This is a genomic window from Streptomyces sp. NBC_00102, from assembly GCF_026343115.1.
Taxonomy (GTDB): Bacteria; Actinomycetota; Actinomycetes; order Streptomycetales; family Streptomycetaceae; genus Streptomyces.
In genome coordinates, this window is the sequence record NZ_JAPEMC010000002.1 from 12,230 (window position 1) to 27,065 (window position 14,836).

The 14,836-nt window shown below is 69.0% G+C and carries 15 protein-coding genes and 2 pseudogenes; 13 read left to right on the forward strand and 4 right to left on the reverse strand.

Going from position 1 to position 14,836, the window contains the following annotated elements; all coding sequences use genetic code 11:
- Positions 1-172 precede the first annotated feature (172 nt).
- Together OHA55_RS27700 and OHA55_RS27705 are read left to right on the forward strand one after the other, a co-directional pair.
- Complete coding sequence (locus tag OHA55_RS27700; RefSeq protein ID WP_266711399.1) at positions 173-586, forward strand: hypothetical protein; 414 nt, start codon at positions 173-175, stop codon at positions 584-586.
- 11 nt (positions 587-597) lie between these two features.
- Positions 598-894: pseudogene (locus tag OHA55_RS27705) on the forward strand (site-specific integrase); the annotation flags it as partial.
- Positions 895-956: 62 nt separating this feature from the next.
- On the opposite strand, the gene OHA55_RS27710 reads toward OHA55_RS27705, so the two are convergent.
- Positions 957-1,451, reverse strand: a complete 495-nt coding sequence (locus OHA55_RS27710) for a hypothetical protein (RefSeq protein ID WP_266711401.1) — start codon at positions 1,449-1,451, stop codon at positions 957-959.
- 143 nt (positions 1,452-1,594) lie between these two features.
- Between OHA55_RS27710 and OHA55_RS27715 the strand changes: the two genes are divergently transcribed.
- Both OHA55_RS27715 and OHA55_RS27720 read left to right on the forward strand, forming a co-directional pair.
- Positions 1,595-1,738, forward strand: coding sequence for a tectonin domain-containing protein (locus OHA55_RS27715; protein ID WP_266712439.1), 144 nt, complete (start codon positions 1,595-1,597; stop codon positions 1,736-1,738).
- 337 nt (positions 1,739-2,075) lie between these two features.
- Positions 2,076-2,876 (forward strand): hypothetical protein, encoded by an 801-nt coding sequence (locus tag OHA55_RS27720; protein WP_266711403.1) that lies wholly within the window; start codon positions 2,076-2,078, stop codon positions 2,874-2,876.
- A 648-nt stretch (positions 2,877-3,524) separates the two neighbouring features.
- On the opposite strand, the gene OHA55_RS27725 is transcribed toward OHA55_RS27720, so the two are convergent.
- Positions 3,525-4,961 (reverse strand): IS1380 family transposase, encoded by a 1,437-nt coding sequence (locus OHA55_RS27725; RefSeq protein ID WP_266712441.1) that lies wholly within the window; start codon positions 4,959-4,961, stop codon positions 3,525-3,527.
- Positions 4,962-4,977: 16 nt separating this feature from the next.
- Positions 4,978-5,559: a hypothetical protein gene (locus tag OHA55_RS27730; protein WP_266711405.1), complete on the reverse strand. Its 582-nt coding sequence runs from the start codon at positions 5,557-5,559 to the stop codon at positions 4,978-4,980.
- 210 nt (positions 5,560-5,769) lie between these two features.
- On the opposite strand from OHA55_RS27730, the pseudogene OHA55_RS27735 reads away from it, so the two are divergent.
- The 6 genes and pseudogenes from OHA55_RS27735 to OHA55_RS27760 all read left to right on the forward strand — a co-directional run.
- A pseudogene (locus tag OHA55_RS27735) lies at positions 5,770-6,391 on the forward strand (transposase family protein); the annotation flags it as partial.
- Positions 6,392-6,656: 265 nt separating this feature from the next.
- Complete coding sequence (locus tag OHA55_RS27740; RefSeq protein WP_266711407.1) at positions 6,657-7,826, forward strand: tyrosine-type recombinase/integrase; 1,170 nt, start codon at positions 6,657-6,659, stop codon at positions 7,824-7,826.
- A gap of 49 nt (positions 7,827-7,875) precedes the next feature.
- On the forward strand, positions 7,876-9,162 hold the full coding sequence (locus OHA55_RS27745) for an alpha/beta fold hydrolase (protein ID WP_266711409.1): 1,287 nt from the start codon (positions 7,876-7,878) through the stop codon (positions 9,160-9,162).
- 13 nt (positions 9,163-9,175) lie between these two features.
- Positions 9,176-9,823 carry an MBL fold metallo-hydrolase gene (locus OHA55_RS27750; RefSeq protein WP_266711411.1) on the forward strand — a complete coding sequence of 216 codons (648 nt, stop codon included), beginning with the start codon at positions 9,176-9,178 and terminating at the stop codon, positions 9,821-9,823.
- 84 nt (positions 9,824-9,907) lie between these two features.
- Entirely contained in the window at positions 9,908-10,687 is a 780-nt protein-coding gene (locus tag OHA55_RS27755; protein ID WP_266711413.1) for an exodeoxyribonuclease III, read from the forward strand.
- 122 nt (positions 10,688-10,809) lie between these two features.
- A complete protein-coding gene (locus tag OHA55_RS27760; protein WP_266711416.1) occupies positions 10,810-11,544 on the forward strand; it encodes a Clp protease N-terminal domain-containing protein in 735 nt (244 codons plus the stop codon).
- Between the two features lie 100 nt (positions 11,545-11,644).
- Here OHA55_RS27760 and OHA55_RS27765 read toward each other — a convergent pair whose 3' ends face one another.
- Positions 11,645-12,424, reverse strand: a complete 780-nt coding sequence (locus OHA55_RS27765) for an SDR family NAD(P)-dependent oxidoreductase (protein WP_266711418.1) — start codon at positions 12,422-12,424, stop codon at positions 11,645-11,647.
- 109 nt (positions 12,425-12,533) lie between these two features.
- On the opposite strand from OHA55_RS27765, the gene OHA55_RS27770 reads away from it, so the two are divergent.
- The 3 genes from OHA55_RS27770 to OHA55_RS27780 all read left to right on the forward strand — a co-directional run bounded on the left by OHA55_RS27770 (position 12,534) and on the right by OHA55_RS27780 (position 14,824).
- Entirely contained in the window at positions 12,534-12,974 is a 441-nt protein-coding gene (locus tag OHA55_RS27770) for a DUF6278 family protein (protein ID WP_266711420.1), read from the forward strand.
- Between the two features lie 180 nt (positions 12,975-13,154).
- A complete protein-coding gene (locus OHA55_RS27775) occupies positions 13,155-13,898 on the forward strand; it encodes an amino acid ABC transporter ATP-binding protein (protein WP_266711422.1) in 744 nt (247 codons plus the stop codon).
- 59 nt (positions 13,899-13,957) lie between these two features.
- Positions 13,958-14,824 carry a glutamate ABC transporter substrate-binding protein gene (locus OHA55_RS27780; RefSeq protein WP_266712443.1) on the forward strand — a complete coding sequence of 289 codons (867 nt, stop codon included), beginning with the start codon at positions 13,958-13,960 and terminating at the stop codon, positions 14,822-14,824.
- Positions 14,825-14,836: the final 12 nt, after the last annotated feature.

Sequence of the window (14,836 nt, forward strand, 5' to 3'; positions counted from 1 at the left end):
CCTCACAGGGGGCCCAGAAAGTCCAGTGCCCGGTCTTGGCCGTGCTCCCGTCATTCCTTCGGGTGGCTCTGCGGCCTGGTTCGGAGTGCGACCCAGGGAACCGCGAGATGGTGGCGGGGAAACTGATCGCAGAGGACGAGGAGCTCCCGTAGCAGTTCAGGACACCGACCAGGTGCAGCAGGCCCGACGGAACGCCGAGGCCGCCCGCCACACGATGTACGCCGCAGCCGACGACAAGGCCAAGCTGGAGAAGGCGGCCAAGGCCGCTCGCACGGTCGCCGACAGCACGGCGAACATGCCGGGCGGGCACACGGTGGCGGAGGCCGCCGCCAGGGCCGAGCAGGGGGCCAAGGCCCTGGATTTTGGGGCGGTTTACGCAGCCGTGACTGAAGCCGCCGAGGCTGCGTACTCCATCCTTCCCAACTGGGAGACGGGTCCGGCCCGCACGGATGCTGAAGCGGCCAAGCAGGCCGGCATGGAGGCCGCGTCCGCCGACCGCGCCAAGGACTTCGAGTCGGCCACCGCGGCGTCGCGTGCGGCGGACGAGGCGCTGGCACTCGCCGAGAAGGAAGCCGCGAGGGTCTAGCCGGTGCCCGGCTCAGCCCGCGCGATGTGTGCCCGGACGCTGGGCTGGCACGGCTCTCCTGCAGCCAGGCACGCGCGCTGCTCGATGAGCGCACCGCCGTCGGCGGTGCGCCGGGCACGGGCTGGGACCTGCACGAGTACTGCCATGCCGGGCTCACCTGCCTCGGCGGACAGGGAGCCTCAGAGCTGATGCTGTTGGCCAAGTCCCGGCAAGAGAAGGCCGAGAACGTCCGCCGGTACTTCAAGCCCTCGGCGGAGGCCATCGCGGGCGTCACCAGGCTGCTGGCGCCCGGGGACGCCCGGCGCTGACCGGTCGCCGTGGTGAACGTTTCTGCCGCCGTCGGCTGCGGTAACCGGTGAGGATTCGTGGCCTACACGATGCCCAGGACGATGCTGCTGGCGGGGGCGGAGTTGCGGAGGTAGTTGACGAGGCCGCCGTGGAATTCCTGACGGTGGAGCCCGCCGTCGCGGTTGCCGTGGAGCCGGGTGAAGTCTTCCTGCGCGGTGGCTTCGTCGCCGCCCGCGGCCGTGTAGTAGCGCACGAATTTGTCCTTGGTCACTTCGCCGAAACCGAACGCGGAGGCGAACACGCGCCCGGACAGGAGGTCGAACTCCCTCAGGGTTGTGGCGTTCAGCGCGTCGACGAACTGCTGCTTGGACAGGGTGGGCCGGTTCTCGCTGCGGCTCTGCACCGCCTGCCAGAACTCGTGGAACGCCTTTTGGAGGTCGTGGACGTTTGTGTCGGAATTGTGGGAGAGGCGCGAGACCAGGTTGTCGAAGCTGTGCTTGCCGACGACGTCGTTCCGGTCGGGGTCAAGGGCGTCGAAGAGTTCCTGGAAACGCTGGGATTTGAAATCAGTGGCCACAGGGAGGGCCTTTCTCGGCAGGATGGTCGGGATGCGGGGCGGGGCCCGCGTCAGGCTTACTCGCCCGCCCCGCCCGTTGCCCGTCGCCGGGGGGCCATTCGGGTGATTGCGGAGGTCATGATCATCCGCAGGGGTGAACGCGGCTGGGACGCTGCGCGGGCGGCAGGAGTCCCTGGAACCAGATCACCGGCAGCCTCTCCGACATCGGTGCCGCCGCCGACGGATCCGTCTGGGGCGTCAACCGCAACGGCAACATCTACCGCTACACAGGCGACCGCCAGGACTGACCGCTCCAGCCACGTGACGTGGGCCCAGCTCCCACCGTGCCCCGAGATGACCCCGGCCCGGGCGGACGCTGTCCGGCGCCACGGCGCCGACGAAGGACGCGGAGACGTATCACCATCGGCAGGACGGATACGGCACAGGACCTCGGAGCAGGCCCGGGCGGGCGGACGGCACCCACCTCGTGCCGGGCTCCCAACCGGAGCGAAGGTGCACCCCCATACGGAGGGGGTTGAGCGTTTCGCGGGCCCGGAGCACCCGGAGCCGCGACATGATCAGGGCATCCCGTCCGCGTCCGGCGGCAGGACCTGTTCCCTGTGTGTCGCCGAAGGGTGGTCCCTCATGGTCCTCGTCATCGTCGTCGCCCTCATCGCCCTGCTCGCGGGCCTCGCGGCGAACCGGTGGCTGCGTCCCCGGCTCCTCAGCGAGGACGACGACTCCGGGATGGCGGTCAAGGACCTCGTCGGCCCCCTCCTCACACTGACCGTGCTGCTCCTCGCGTTCGTACTGGTCACGGCGAACGGCTCCTACGGCAAGGCGGAGGTCGCCTCGCGCGGCGAGGCAAAGGCTCTGGACCAGCTCGTCGAGATCGCCGAGTACGCGCCCGCGGAGCAGCGGGCACAAATCCAGGCCGGCGCGGTCTGCTACGCCCGTGCCGTGCGGGCCAAGGAGTGGCCGGCGATGTCCGACGGCAACGGCTCGTCGGCACCCAGCGTGTGGTCCACCGACTTCCGCAAGACGTTCCGCACGCTGCAGGACAAACCGGTCTTCGGGATGCTGATCGCCGCCGACAACAAGCGCTCCGACGAGCGCGAGGAGCGCCTGACCCAGGCGAGCGCGAGCATCCCGAGCGCCATCTTCTGGTTCCTGCTGGCCACCCTCTTCATCACGGTGGTGGCCCTCGGTGTCTGCCTGCCGAGGAAGAACAACCGGGGCCAGCTGATCACCCTCACGGTGATCACCGCGCTGCTGACGACGATGCTGGTCATCATCCGCGACGTCGACCGGCCCTTCGGCGGCATCATCGACGTGACCCCGACGGCGATCTCCGAGGTAGAACGGCAGGCCACCCGCGACTTCCTCGCCCACCACCCGGCCTCCGACCTACCCTGCGACGCCGACGGCGTCCGCCGCTCCGCCTGACTCACCCACCCGCGGCCCCGTGATTTGCGCCGGTCCCCGCCGCAGTACTGGCTCTGGCACGGGCGTCCTTCAGCACTTCGCGCCAGGTTGTTGCCCGCCGCCCAGAAGTGGGAGGCCGAGGGCCGGTGCGTGCTGGTTGTCGGCCGCGGAGCTACGACGCCCCGCGCCGGCAGCCGCCTACACCGGCTTCGCGATGGGCAAGGCCGGCTTCGGCCTCGCCCCGGGAACAGCGTGACGCCGTCGTCGTCCGCGACGATTGCGCCACCGTTCCCGCGATCGGGGAGCTGCCCCGCAGGGCCCGCTGCCATTCGTCGTGACAGAACCCGGTTGCCGCCGGGATCTTCATTACGGGCGCTGGTGGCTTGGACTCTGGTCGGCACCCTCCCCTTCCATGGGGCTGAGTCTCCCCTCATAGCGTAGCCGCCGCCTGCAGCCATCCTCCGCCTGAACTCAGCAGGAGTCGGCTCCGCCCCCGCGACGCTGGCCAGAGCCGCTAGCCTCGCCGTTTCGGTTGGCCTGAGGCGGCGTCGATGATCGCCAACTGTTGGGTGGCCGAGGTGATTTCGGTGCTGGGGCGTGTCGGAGTCCCGACGCGGTGGTCGGGTTCTCCGGGTTCTTTCGGGTTGTGGGCGGACGGGGGCTTGCCGGTCAGCTGGCGGGTCGGGGCAGTGCGGCGAGGCGGTGGAAGGCCGTGGCCAGTTCGTGTCTCCACGGCCAGGTCGCCGATATACGCAGGTGGAGGCGTCGACCGCCGCGGGTGAGGCGTGCGGCGACGTGCAGGAGCCGGTAGCGGAGTTTCTTCGGCTCGGCGGTGGCCAGCTCCCCGTCCAGAAGGAGGACGCGGGTCCAGGCGAGCAGGTCGATCGCGGTGAGGCTGAGTTCGAGCCAGACGGCGTTGACGCCGAAGTCTCGGGAGGGGAAGCGGCCGAAGCCGGTGGTCTTGCCGCACCGGATGTGGTCCTCGACAGTGGCATGTCCGCGGTGGCGGACCTCCAGGAACTGGGCGGAACCGCCGCCGGAGTACGGGGTGTCGGTGAGAAACACCTGATGCCGCAGGCCCTCGTCCTGGTCGAACAGGGACAGCTGGGCTCCGGGGTGCGGCCGCTCGCGGCGCACGATGATGCGGGTGCCGGCCGGATAACCGTCCAGATCGACCATGCCGGTCAGCTCGGCTACCTCGGCACCATCACGCAGAGTCCCGTCCTGGTCAAGGGCGGGATACCAAAGGCGCTCAGGCATGGCCCGGACAGCGCGGCGGACCGGCTCGGTGACCGCGTATCCGACCGAGAAGAAGGTACGGATTCCTCGTTTCCGCACGTCGCGGACGTGGGCGAGGAAGGCTTTCGCGGATCCGGCACTGTCGGTGCGGACGAGGATGTCGGTGCCGTGCCGATGCGCGTCCGGGATTTGCGCGAGGGCGTCGTCCAACACCGCGATGTGGTCGGCGGCGGTGTTGGCACCGGCGTTTCCAGGACGCAGTCGGCCCGACAGTGCCTCGCCGGTGTTGGCCAGGAAGCACAGCAGCGGGTGGAAGCCGAAGCCGCCTTTATAGGTGGGTGCGGCCAGCTCCTTCTCGGAGTGGCAGGTGATCAGCGTGGCGTCGAGGTCCAGGACCAGCCCGGGCAGAATACGTCCCGCGGCCCGGGCCGTGAGTATGCCCTCGCCTTGCTCGGCGGCCTGCAGCCAGGCAACTTCCCGGGCTTGGGCACGCGCCGAGCGCAGAGAAGCCAGTGTCCTTGCATCCGTGTCGGCGAGCAGTCGCCAGGCCGTTGGTGTCGAGGCGACCGAACCGAACACCCCTACCTGGTCCCGCAGTACGGCCAGGTCCGCGATGGCCTCACCGCCGTCGGCGAGCATCACTGCCAGGTCAGTGGCAATCCGGCCCGGATCATGCCCGGTCCCACGCGGCCGAAGCGGCCTGAGCGCGGTGGAGTACGCGGCGGTGAGCCCGGTGGCATCAGCGAGATCAGCCAGCAACCGTGCCCCGGCATGACCGACCACCCCCGAACCATCCGCGCTGACCTGAATCTTGGGACGCAACCCGATAGCCTGCACGTAGAAAGTGCCCTCCGCCTGGACCGACAGAACCCCTCAGCAAGGTTCATCGTCCCAGGTCAGGAAGGCACTTTCGCGTTTCCGCCCCAACAGCTCCCGTAACCAAACGAAACGGCGAGGCTAGCTGGTGTGCCGGCTGGCAGGCCGGAACGACCGCCAGAGCCAGCCGCTGTCGACCGCTCTGCAGCAACGGCCAATCTGCGACCACGACATCCAGGTAGGTACGAATGAGCTGCACCGAGTCTGCCTCGCTGGGAACCAGGCGAGGCCGACGGCGCACCCCGACCGACAGCAGATGCTCCGCACCTGTCGCGCTGCACCCGCGGACCAGGATGTCGTCGACCTTGCTGATGTTGCGGCCCTGGAACCGTACGTGGGTGGGGGTGATGTGATCTCCGAGCGCGGGCACCGGCCTATGTGTGAGGAGATGAGACAGCAGGACAGCCCCGAAACGGTGCTCAAGCACTGTGCCGCCGCCGCCCGTCGAATACGGACTTGCGGAAGACGCCTCGCCAGAAGCAGTCGCGGCTTCCTCACGTAGGACCCGTGCCAAGTTCACTGCATACGGCTCGCCATTCTGCCGCGTCAGAGCCTTGGCCCGCTGCTTCGCATAGTGGTGGGGATTCATGCGCCGTCCTTTACCGCAGCACAGCCCCGTGACCCGGCTGCAGACACGAACGCTCACCGGAACAATCTGTGCTGCTGCTCAGCCACTTTCGGCTCTTGTGTACACCGTGTCGCGGTCACGGGCCGCGACGGAAGCCGAGGCCGTCACAGGCGGCCACTGCGGAGGTAACACCGCATCGGCGGAGTAGGTTACGGAACGGATAAGGGTCACCGCCGTCGGGTCGGTTCTCGGTGGCGTCGCCTGACCTGCGGCCGACAGGCTCTGCTCGTCCTGACCCACCTTCGCTGCGGCGACACCAACGCGCGTCTTTGCCACCGGCTTCCGCATCGGGATCGCCACGGCCTACCGCTACATACGCGAGGCCGTCGGCCTTCTGCCCGCGCTCGCGCCCACGCTGGAACAGGCCATGACGACTGTCCGGAAGAAGGCGTACGTGCTTCTCGATGGCATGGTGCTGCCGATGCATCACGGGATGAACGTGCAGGTCCTCGCGGATCCCGCGGGACGCCTGATCTGGGTCTCGGACGCACAGCCGGGAGCCACACACGACCTGACCGCGGCGGCAGCGGGCCCACGGTATTCCTGCCGCCCTCGCCGGGGAGGACATGAAGTGCTGGGCCGACAAGGCGTATCAGGGCGCCGGCCCTGCGATCCGCGTGCCGATCCGTGGCAAGCACCTGCGCGGCTGGCGCCGACGTCACAACGGGTACCACGCGAAGATCCGCAACCTCGGTGAACGCATCATGGCGACTCTCAAGGCATGGAAGCTCCGCTGCAGCATCACCCGGTCACCGCCGTCAAAGCCGTCCTCGCCCTCGAACTCGCCACCTGATCAAGACGGAAAAGCCCCATGGTGTGAGTGCGAGAGGCAGTGTAAGTGACGTCTGCCGGTTGGCCAAACCGGTAATTGTGCTGACCATTGGGGTTGTTCGCATCCGGCTGCGCTTGGCGGTGGAGTCGGAGAGAACGCGAGCGGCCTCGTGTGAATGGCAGAGACACGGGGCGACTGTGTTGCCGGAATGAAAGGCGTTCAGCTGTCTTCGCCCATCAGGAAGCTCCCGCCCAACTCCAGTGGAAGGGTTCGCTATCGACTCGTAATGAATATTGGTATAGATCCAGAGACGAGGAAACGCAAACAGCACACTCGAACTTTCGACACGCTGAAGGAAGCGAGGGCAGAATATGCGAGAGTCACGGAGCAACGCAACAACGGGACTTTTGTTCATTCTAGTGCGATCACCCTGAACGAGTGGCTTGATCAATGGCTCGCTCTAAGGTCTCAGGACCTGGAGGAAACCACTCTTTACAGCTACAGAGTCACGCTGGACCGGGTGCGTGGTCGACTCGGCGGGATTCGCCTTCAAGAACTCACCGAGGAGCAGGTGGAGGAGTGGAGGGATTGGGCCCTTGAGAGCGGTCGGCTGCGAGGGCCAAGGGCCGGAACTCCTCTGAGTGTTGCCACTGTTGAGATGAGTCTCGGCCGGCTGAAGGAAGCGTTGAATCGGGCGGTGACACGTCGTCTGGTGGTCATGAACGTGGCCGAGAACGTGACGATCCCACTCAGGGCGAGAAAAGAGGATCGCCGCAGAAAGGTGAACTTGAGGCCCTGGACGGTTCCCGAGGTCCAGGATTTTGTCATGGGGGTCCGGGAGGATCGGCTGTACGCGCCGTTCCTGCTGTCCCTCATGGGGCTACGGCCTGCGGAAGTATGCGGTCTCCGTTGGCAGGACGTCGACTTGGGCCGAGGCATTATTGCGATCGCCAACACACGCACGATGATGGGAAACCGGGCTGTCGTTGAGAAGGACACCAAGTCGCTCGCGGGGGAGCGGGAACTCCCGCTTCCTGGGCCAGTTCTCGAGGCGCTCCGGGCATTGAAGCACCTCCAGGCCAAAGAGAAGATGGCCTTGGGGGAGGCTTACGCAAATTGCGGCTATGTCGCGGTGCACGAAAGCGGCGAAGCGTTCACGGGCAAGCAGCTGCGTCGGCGCGCGTACAGGATTATGGAAATCCTCGAACTTCGACGTGTCCGGTTGTACGACGCTCGCTCGTCGTGCCTGACTTTCCTGGCCAACAACGGAGTGCCTGACCATATTCTCGCGCGGTGGGCCGGTCACAAGAACGTGAGTACGACCAAGAGGTACTACGTGAAGCCCGGCGTGGAGGACCTGCGCGCTGCCGCCGTCACATGGGACGGGCTCCACGGGCGTCCGGCGGGCGGGCCGGCGGCGGGGCTGCCCCCGCAGACGAAGGGGCGCAGCCGGTAGGGCCGACCCGGTTCAGTGAGAGATAGTGAGAGATGAGAGGGTCGGGCGGGTGAGCGAGACATCATCGAACACCCTCCAATACCGCTTTGACGGGCCAAAAGACGCTCCGGTCCTGGTGATCGGGCCGTCCCTGGGTACTACATGGCACATGTGGGACCGCCAGATACCGGACCTCTCCCAGCACTACCGGGTGCTGCGGTACGACCTGCCGGGCCACGGCGGCGCACCGGCCCGTCCCGCGGTCTCCGTCGCGGAACTCGGGGACCGGCTGATCGCCACCCTCGACTCCCTCGGCGTCCAGCGCTTCGCCTACGCGGGCTGCTCCATTGGCGGCGCCGTCGGCGCCGACCTCGCGCTGCGCCACCCGCACCGGGTGGCCTCGCTCGCGCTCGTGGCGGCCTCGCCCAGATTCGGCAGCGCCGACGAGTTCCGTCAGCGCGGGGTGATCGTCCGTACGAACGGCCTGGAGCCCATTGCCCGCAGCTCTCCGGAACGCTGGTTCACGCCCGGGTTCGCCGCCGCGCAGCCGGCCATCGTCGAGTGGGCCGTGCAGATGGTCCGTACCACCGACCCCGGGTGCTACATCGCCGCGTGCGAGGCGCTCGCGGCCTTCGACATCCGCGGCGAGCTCGGCCGCATCGGTGTGCCGACGCTCGTCGTGGTCGGCGCGGAGGACCGGGTCACCGGCCCCGCCGAGGCCCGCACCCTGGTCGCGGGCATTCCCGACGCCCGCCTCGCCCTGGTGCCGGGGGCCTCGCACCTCGCGCCGGTCGAGCAGCCGGTGGCCGTCATGGACCTGCTGTTCACCCACTTCTCGACCACCTGGCAGGACACCCTCGGCGCCGTGCCGGTGATCGTGTCCACCCCACCCGGCGCCGTGCCGCCGCTCTCCGCCCCGTACGCGCCCGTCGCGGAGATCGCGCCGCCCGCCCCTCGTGCGGACGACGCGGAGCGCACGGACCGCCATGCCGTCGGGACGAAGGTCCGCAGAGAGGTCCTCGGCGACGCCCACGTGGACCGGGCGGCCGCCACCACCGACCCGTTCACCGAGGACTTCGAGGACCTCGTCACCCGGTACGCCTGGGGCGAGGTCTGGAACCGTGAGGGTCTCGACCGCCGGACCCGCAGCTGCGTCACGCTCACCGCGCTGATCGCGTCCGGCCGACTGGAGGGCCTCGCCGCCCACCTGCGGGCGGCGCTGCGCAACGGACTCACGCCCGCCGAGATCAAGGAAGTGCTGCTGCAGACCGCCGTGTACTGCGGCATTCCCGCCGCGGGCGCCGCGTTCGCCGTGGCCCAGTCCGTGATTCAGGAAGAAACGACCCCGCCCGCGTAGCAGGATGGAATCCATGAACGCATCGGCACTCACGCTCACGAAGAAGCGGCACTCCTGCGTCCGGCTGGACAAGGACGGGCGGGTCCTCGTCATCGACCCCGGCGGTTTCGCGGGGGAGGACGACGCCGTCGGCGCCGACGTTCTCCTCGTGACCCACGAGCACCCGGACCACTTCGACGAGGGCCGCTTGCGCGCCGCGATGGAGGCCAACCCGGCGGCCCGGATCTGGACGCTGCGCAGCGTCGCCGAGCAGCTGGCGACGGCCTTCCCCGGGCGGGTGCACACGGTCGGGAACGGCGACACGTTCAGTGCCGCCGGATTCGACGTCCAGGTCCACGGCGAACTCCACGCGGTGATCCACCCGGACATCCCGCGCATCACCAACGTCGGGTTCCTCGTCGACGGCGCGGTCTTCCACCCGGGGGACGCGCTCACCGTTCCCGAGCAGCCGGTCGACACCCTGCTGCTGCCGGTGATGGCCCCCTGGAACAAGATCTCCGAGGTCATCGACTACGTGCGCGAGGTGGGGCCGCGCCGGGCCATCGACATCCACGACGCCCTGCTCACCGACCTGGCCCGGCCCATCTACGACGGCCAGATCGGGGCGCTCGGCGGCAGCGACCACAGCCGGATGGAGCCGGGGGAGCGCACCGGGCTCTGAGGCCTCTCCCGCGGTCGGCAAGCCGGGTCCGCGGTCAGCAAGCCAGGTCCGTGACTGTCGGTACCACCGGTTAGGTTGGGTCCCATGCGCATCGCCACGTGGAACGTCAACTCGATCACCGCCCGGCTGCCGAGGCTGCTGGCCTGGCTGGAGAGCACCGGCACCGACGTGCTGTGCGTCCAGGAGACCAAGTGCACGGCCGAGCAGTTCCCCGCCGACGAGCTGCGGGAGCTGGGGTACGCCTCCGCCGTGAACGCCACCGGCCGGTGGAACGGCGTGGCGCTGATCTCCCGCGTGGGCCTCGACGACGTGGTCATGGGCCTCCCGGGCGGACCCGATTACGACGGTACGGAGGAGCCCCGGGCGATCTCCGCGACCTGCGGACCCGTCCGCCTTTGGTCGGTCTACGTGCCCAACGGCCGCGAGGTCACGCACGAGCACTACGCCTACAAGCTGCGCTGGCTGGAAGCGCTGCGGAGCGCGGTCGCCGCCGACGCGGCGGCCGCCCGGCCGTTCGCCGTGCTCGGCGACTACAACGTCGCGCCGACCGACGAGGACGTGTGGGACCCGGCGCTCTTCGTGGGCGCCACCCACGTCACCGACGCCGAGCGGAACGCCCTCGCCGCGCTGCGCGAGGAGGGCCTGAGCGACGTCGTGCCGCGCCCCCTCAAGTACGACCACCCGTTCACCTTCTGGGACTACCGCGAGCTCCGCTTCCCCAAGAACAGGGGTATGCGGATCGACCTCACCTACGGCAACGCGCCGTTCACCGCCGCGGTGAAGGACTCCTACGTCGACCGCGAGGCACGCAAGGGCAAGGGTGCGTCCGACCACGCGCCGGTCGTGGTGGACCTGGAGCTCTGAGGGGCGGGGGCGCGTCCGGAGCGGCGCGCATCTCCCACGACAACCGATGACGACGGACAACCTAAGACGAGACTGACAACCGAAGGTTGACACTCCCCACGGTGTCAACTTACGGTTGACACATGACGCAACCGGCATCGGTCAACCCTCCCGTGCGCCTCGACGACCTCATCGAGGCCATCAAGAAGTCCCACTTCGACGCACTCGAGCAGCTCTCCGGCGCGGTCGTCGCGGCCGACCACCTCGGTGACATCGCCGACCACCTCATCGGCCACTTCGTGGACCAGGCCCGTCGCTCCGGCGCCTCCTGGACCGACATCGGCAGGAGCATGGGGGTGACCCGGCAGGCCGCCCAGAAGCGCTTCGTCCCGAAGAAGTCGGACGAGTCCGCCGAGCCGGAGCCCAAAGACGGGTTCGCGCGCTTCACCACGCGCGCCCGGAACGTGGCGGTCACCGCCCACAACGAGGCACGTCTCGCGGGGGGCACCGAGGTGCTTCCCGCCCACCTGGTGCTGGGCCTCGTCGCCGACACCAGCGGTGTCGGCGCGCAGGTGATCGCGGCTCAGGGGATCGTCCCGGAAGCCGTCCGCGCGGCCGCCCTCGCCGCCCTGCCGCCCGCCGCGGACGAGGTCCCCGAGCTCGTCCCGTACGACGCGGACTCCCGCAAGGTCCTCGAGCTCGCCTACCGCGAGTCCCTGCGGCTCGGCCACCCCCACGTGGGAACCGAGCACGTCCTGCTGGCACTTCTGGAGCACGAGGGTGGCGACGGGGTGCTCACCGGCCTCGGGATCGACAAGCAGGCGGCGTCCGCGGCCGCCGAAACCCTGAGCGCCGCCGCCGACCGGCCGGGCGCCTGACCACCGGGCGCCTGACCACCGGGCGCCTGACCACCGGGCCGGGGGTGCCCGCGCCCGGCGGACGCACCCCCCCACCGGACGCACGCCCACCGGGCACCGCCTAATGGACGGAGAACCCGCCGTCCACGAAGAGGGACTGGCCGGTCACGTACGCGGAACCGGGACCGGCCAGGAACACCGCCGCGGCGGCGAAGTCCTCGGCCAGACCGTTGCGCCCCACCATCGTGCGGGCGGCCAGTGCCGCCGCCTTCTCCGGGTCCGACGAGATCCGGGTGTTCAGGGGGGTCATCACGAAGCCCGGGACGAGGGTGTTCGCGGTGACGCCGTGCGGCGACCACGCCTCGGCCTGCGACCGGGCGAGCGACTCCAGCCCGCCCTTGGAGACGCCGTACGCCCCGCTGCTCACGAACGCCCGGTGCGCCTGCTGCGAGCTGATGTGGATGATCCGCCCGTACCCGCGCTCCGCCATCCCCGGTCCGAACCGCGTGCCGAGGAGGTAGGGGGCCTTGAGGTTCACCGCCATCGTGGTGTCCCAGACGTCCTCGCCCAGCTCGCCCATCGGCGGACGCAGGTTGATCCCGGCGCAGTTCACCAGAATGTCCGGCTCCCCGGACCTTTCGGCCACGGCATCGGCCGCCTGCCGGACCCCCTCGGTGGTGGCCAGGTCCGCGCTCACCCAGTCGGCGCGGCAGCCCGCTCCTGTCAGCTCGTCCACGGTCGCCTTCAGCTCGGCCTCGCGGCGGGCCACGACGGTGACCGCCGCGCCCGCGCGGGCGAGCGCCTCCGCGATCGCCCTGCCGATGCCGGAGCTGCCACCGGTGACGACGGCGGTCCTGCCTTCCAGGGAGAAGAGCCCGGAGAGATAGTTCGATGCGTTCATCCCGGCAGCCTACGCAGCGGCCGGTACCCCGGGGAGGGCAGGTACCACGCCGACGGGACCGGCGCGCGCCCTGTGGCGTACGACAGGACGAAGGTGCGACCCTTGTGGGGTGAACATCCCCTTCTTGGACAACTGGCGCAAGCGTCAAGGCGGTACGCACACGGTGACGCTGGCCCAGACCGCCGCGACCGACCCCGCCGGCCTCGCGGAACTCCTCGCCGAATGCGAGCTGCTGCGCGTCCGGGCGGGGAGCGGTGGACTCGAACTGGACGACACTCCCGGGTCGTTGACCGCACTCGACCAGCTGCCGCCCCGCTGGCGCGACGATCCGGAAGAGGTGCCCTGGCTGGGAAACGACGCGGGGCTGTACCTCGGCACCGTGCTCGTACGGACCGTGCCCGGAGCCCGGTGGGACATCTGGCCGAGCGGTCAGCCCGTCGTGCGGCTGCCCTCCGGACGGGAAGTCGACGTCGTCGGAGCCGGCCTGGACTGGGCGGTCTACGGCAGCCCCGAACTCTCCCAGGTGTACGCCGAAGCCGCCGAGGAATGACGCGGGGGACACCCGGGCCCGTCGCCCGCCCGGAGCCGGCGCTCCCCCCGTGCGGCCTCCCGCCGGATCCATCTAGATAAACAGCCTTTCGCCCTGTTTGCGTGTCGGGCGCGAAGTCCCTTACCCATGCGGATAGTTTCCGCTGAGCCGACACACAGCGACACATGGGCAGGGCAGCGTATGGCCGTCGATCCGTTGATCGATCTGCGGGACGTCAACAAGCACTTCGGTGACTTGCACGTTCTGCGGGACATCAATCTCACCGTCGGCCGCGGGGAGGTGGTGGTGGTCATCGGCCCCTCCGGCTCCGGCAAGTCGACGCTCTGCCGGGCGATCAACCGGCTGGAGACGATCGAGTCGGGCCGGATCACGATCGACGGTAAGCCTCTCCCCGAGGAGGGCAAGGGGCTGGCGGAGCTCAGGGCCGAAGTGGGCATGGTCTTCCAGTCGTTCAACCTGTTCGCGCACAAGACCGTGCTCGCCAACGTCTCCCTCGCGCAGATGATGGTACGCAAGCGGAAGAGGCCGGAGGCCGACGCCCGCTCCCGGGAACTGCTGGAGCGCGTGGGGCTCGCCGCGCACGCCGACAAGTTCCCCGCTCAGCTCTCCGGGGGCCAGCAGCAACGCGTGGCCATCGCCCGCGCCCTGGCCATGGACCCCAAAGCCCTCCTCTTCGACGAGCCCACCTCGGCGCTCGACCCGGAGATGATCAACGAGGTGCTGGAGGTCATGCAGCAACTGGCGCGGGACGGGATGACCATGGTCGTCGTCACCCACGAGATGGGCTTCGCCCGGTCCGCCGCGAACCGGGTGGTCTTCATGGCGGACGGACTCATCGTCGAGGACCGGACTCCGGAGGATTTCTTCACCGCCCCCGAGAGCGACCGCGCCAAGGACTTCCTGTCCAAGATCCTCAAACACTGACGGGAGGCTCCGCGTTGCGTACGAAGAAGATCACCGCTCTGCTGGTCGGCCTGCTGCTGATGGCCCTCGCCGCAGGGTGCGGCAAGGAGGGCTCCCCGCCGGTCAAGGGGCCCAAGGCCGACGAACTGCCCCACTACACGGTGAACACCGGCTTCCGGCTGCCCGCGTCGAAGACCTGGAACCGAGCCGAGCGTCGGGGCCGCCTGGTGATCGGCGCCAAGGAGGACCAGCCCTACCTCGGCGAGAAGGACCCGGCCACCGGGGTCTACTCCGGCTTCGACATCGAGATCGCCACCATGGTGGCGGCCTATCTCGGCTTCGGCCCGAAGGAGATCCAGTTCAAGACGATCGCCTCGGCCAACCGCGAAACCGCCCTGCAGAACGGCCAGATCGACTACTACGTCGGCACCTACACCATCAACGACATGCGCAAGAAGCTCGTCGGGTTCGCCGGCCCCTACTTCATGGCCGGACAGGGCCTCCTGGTGCGCACCGACGAGAACGACATCCACGGCCCGCAGGACCTCGCGGGCAAGACGGTCTGCTCGGCCGCCGGGTCCACCCCCTACCAGCGCATCGCCGCCGACTACCCCGAAGCGGACCTGGTCGCCTACGACACGTACTCCATCTGCGTCGACAACCTGCTGACCTTCCAGGTCGACGTCGTCACCACCGACGACGCGATCCTGCTCGGCTTCGCGGCGAAGGCACCCGACGAGATGAAGGTCGTCGGCAAGCCCTTCTCCGAGGAGCCGTACGGCATCGGCGTGCCGCGCAGCGACAACGCCCTGCGGGCCGCGATCAACGACGCACTGGAGAAGAACGAGAAGAACGGCAACTGGAAGAAGGCGTTCGAAGCCACGCTGGGGCTCTCCGGAGTACCCGCGCCGACGCCGCCGCCCATCGACCGCTACCCGGCGAACTGAGGGACCGGCCAC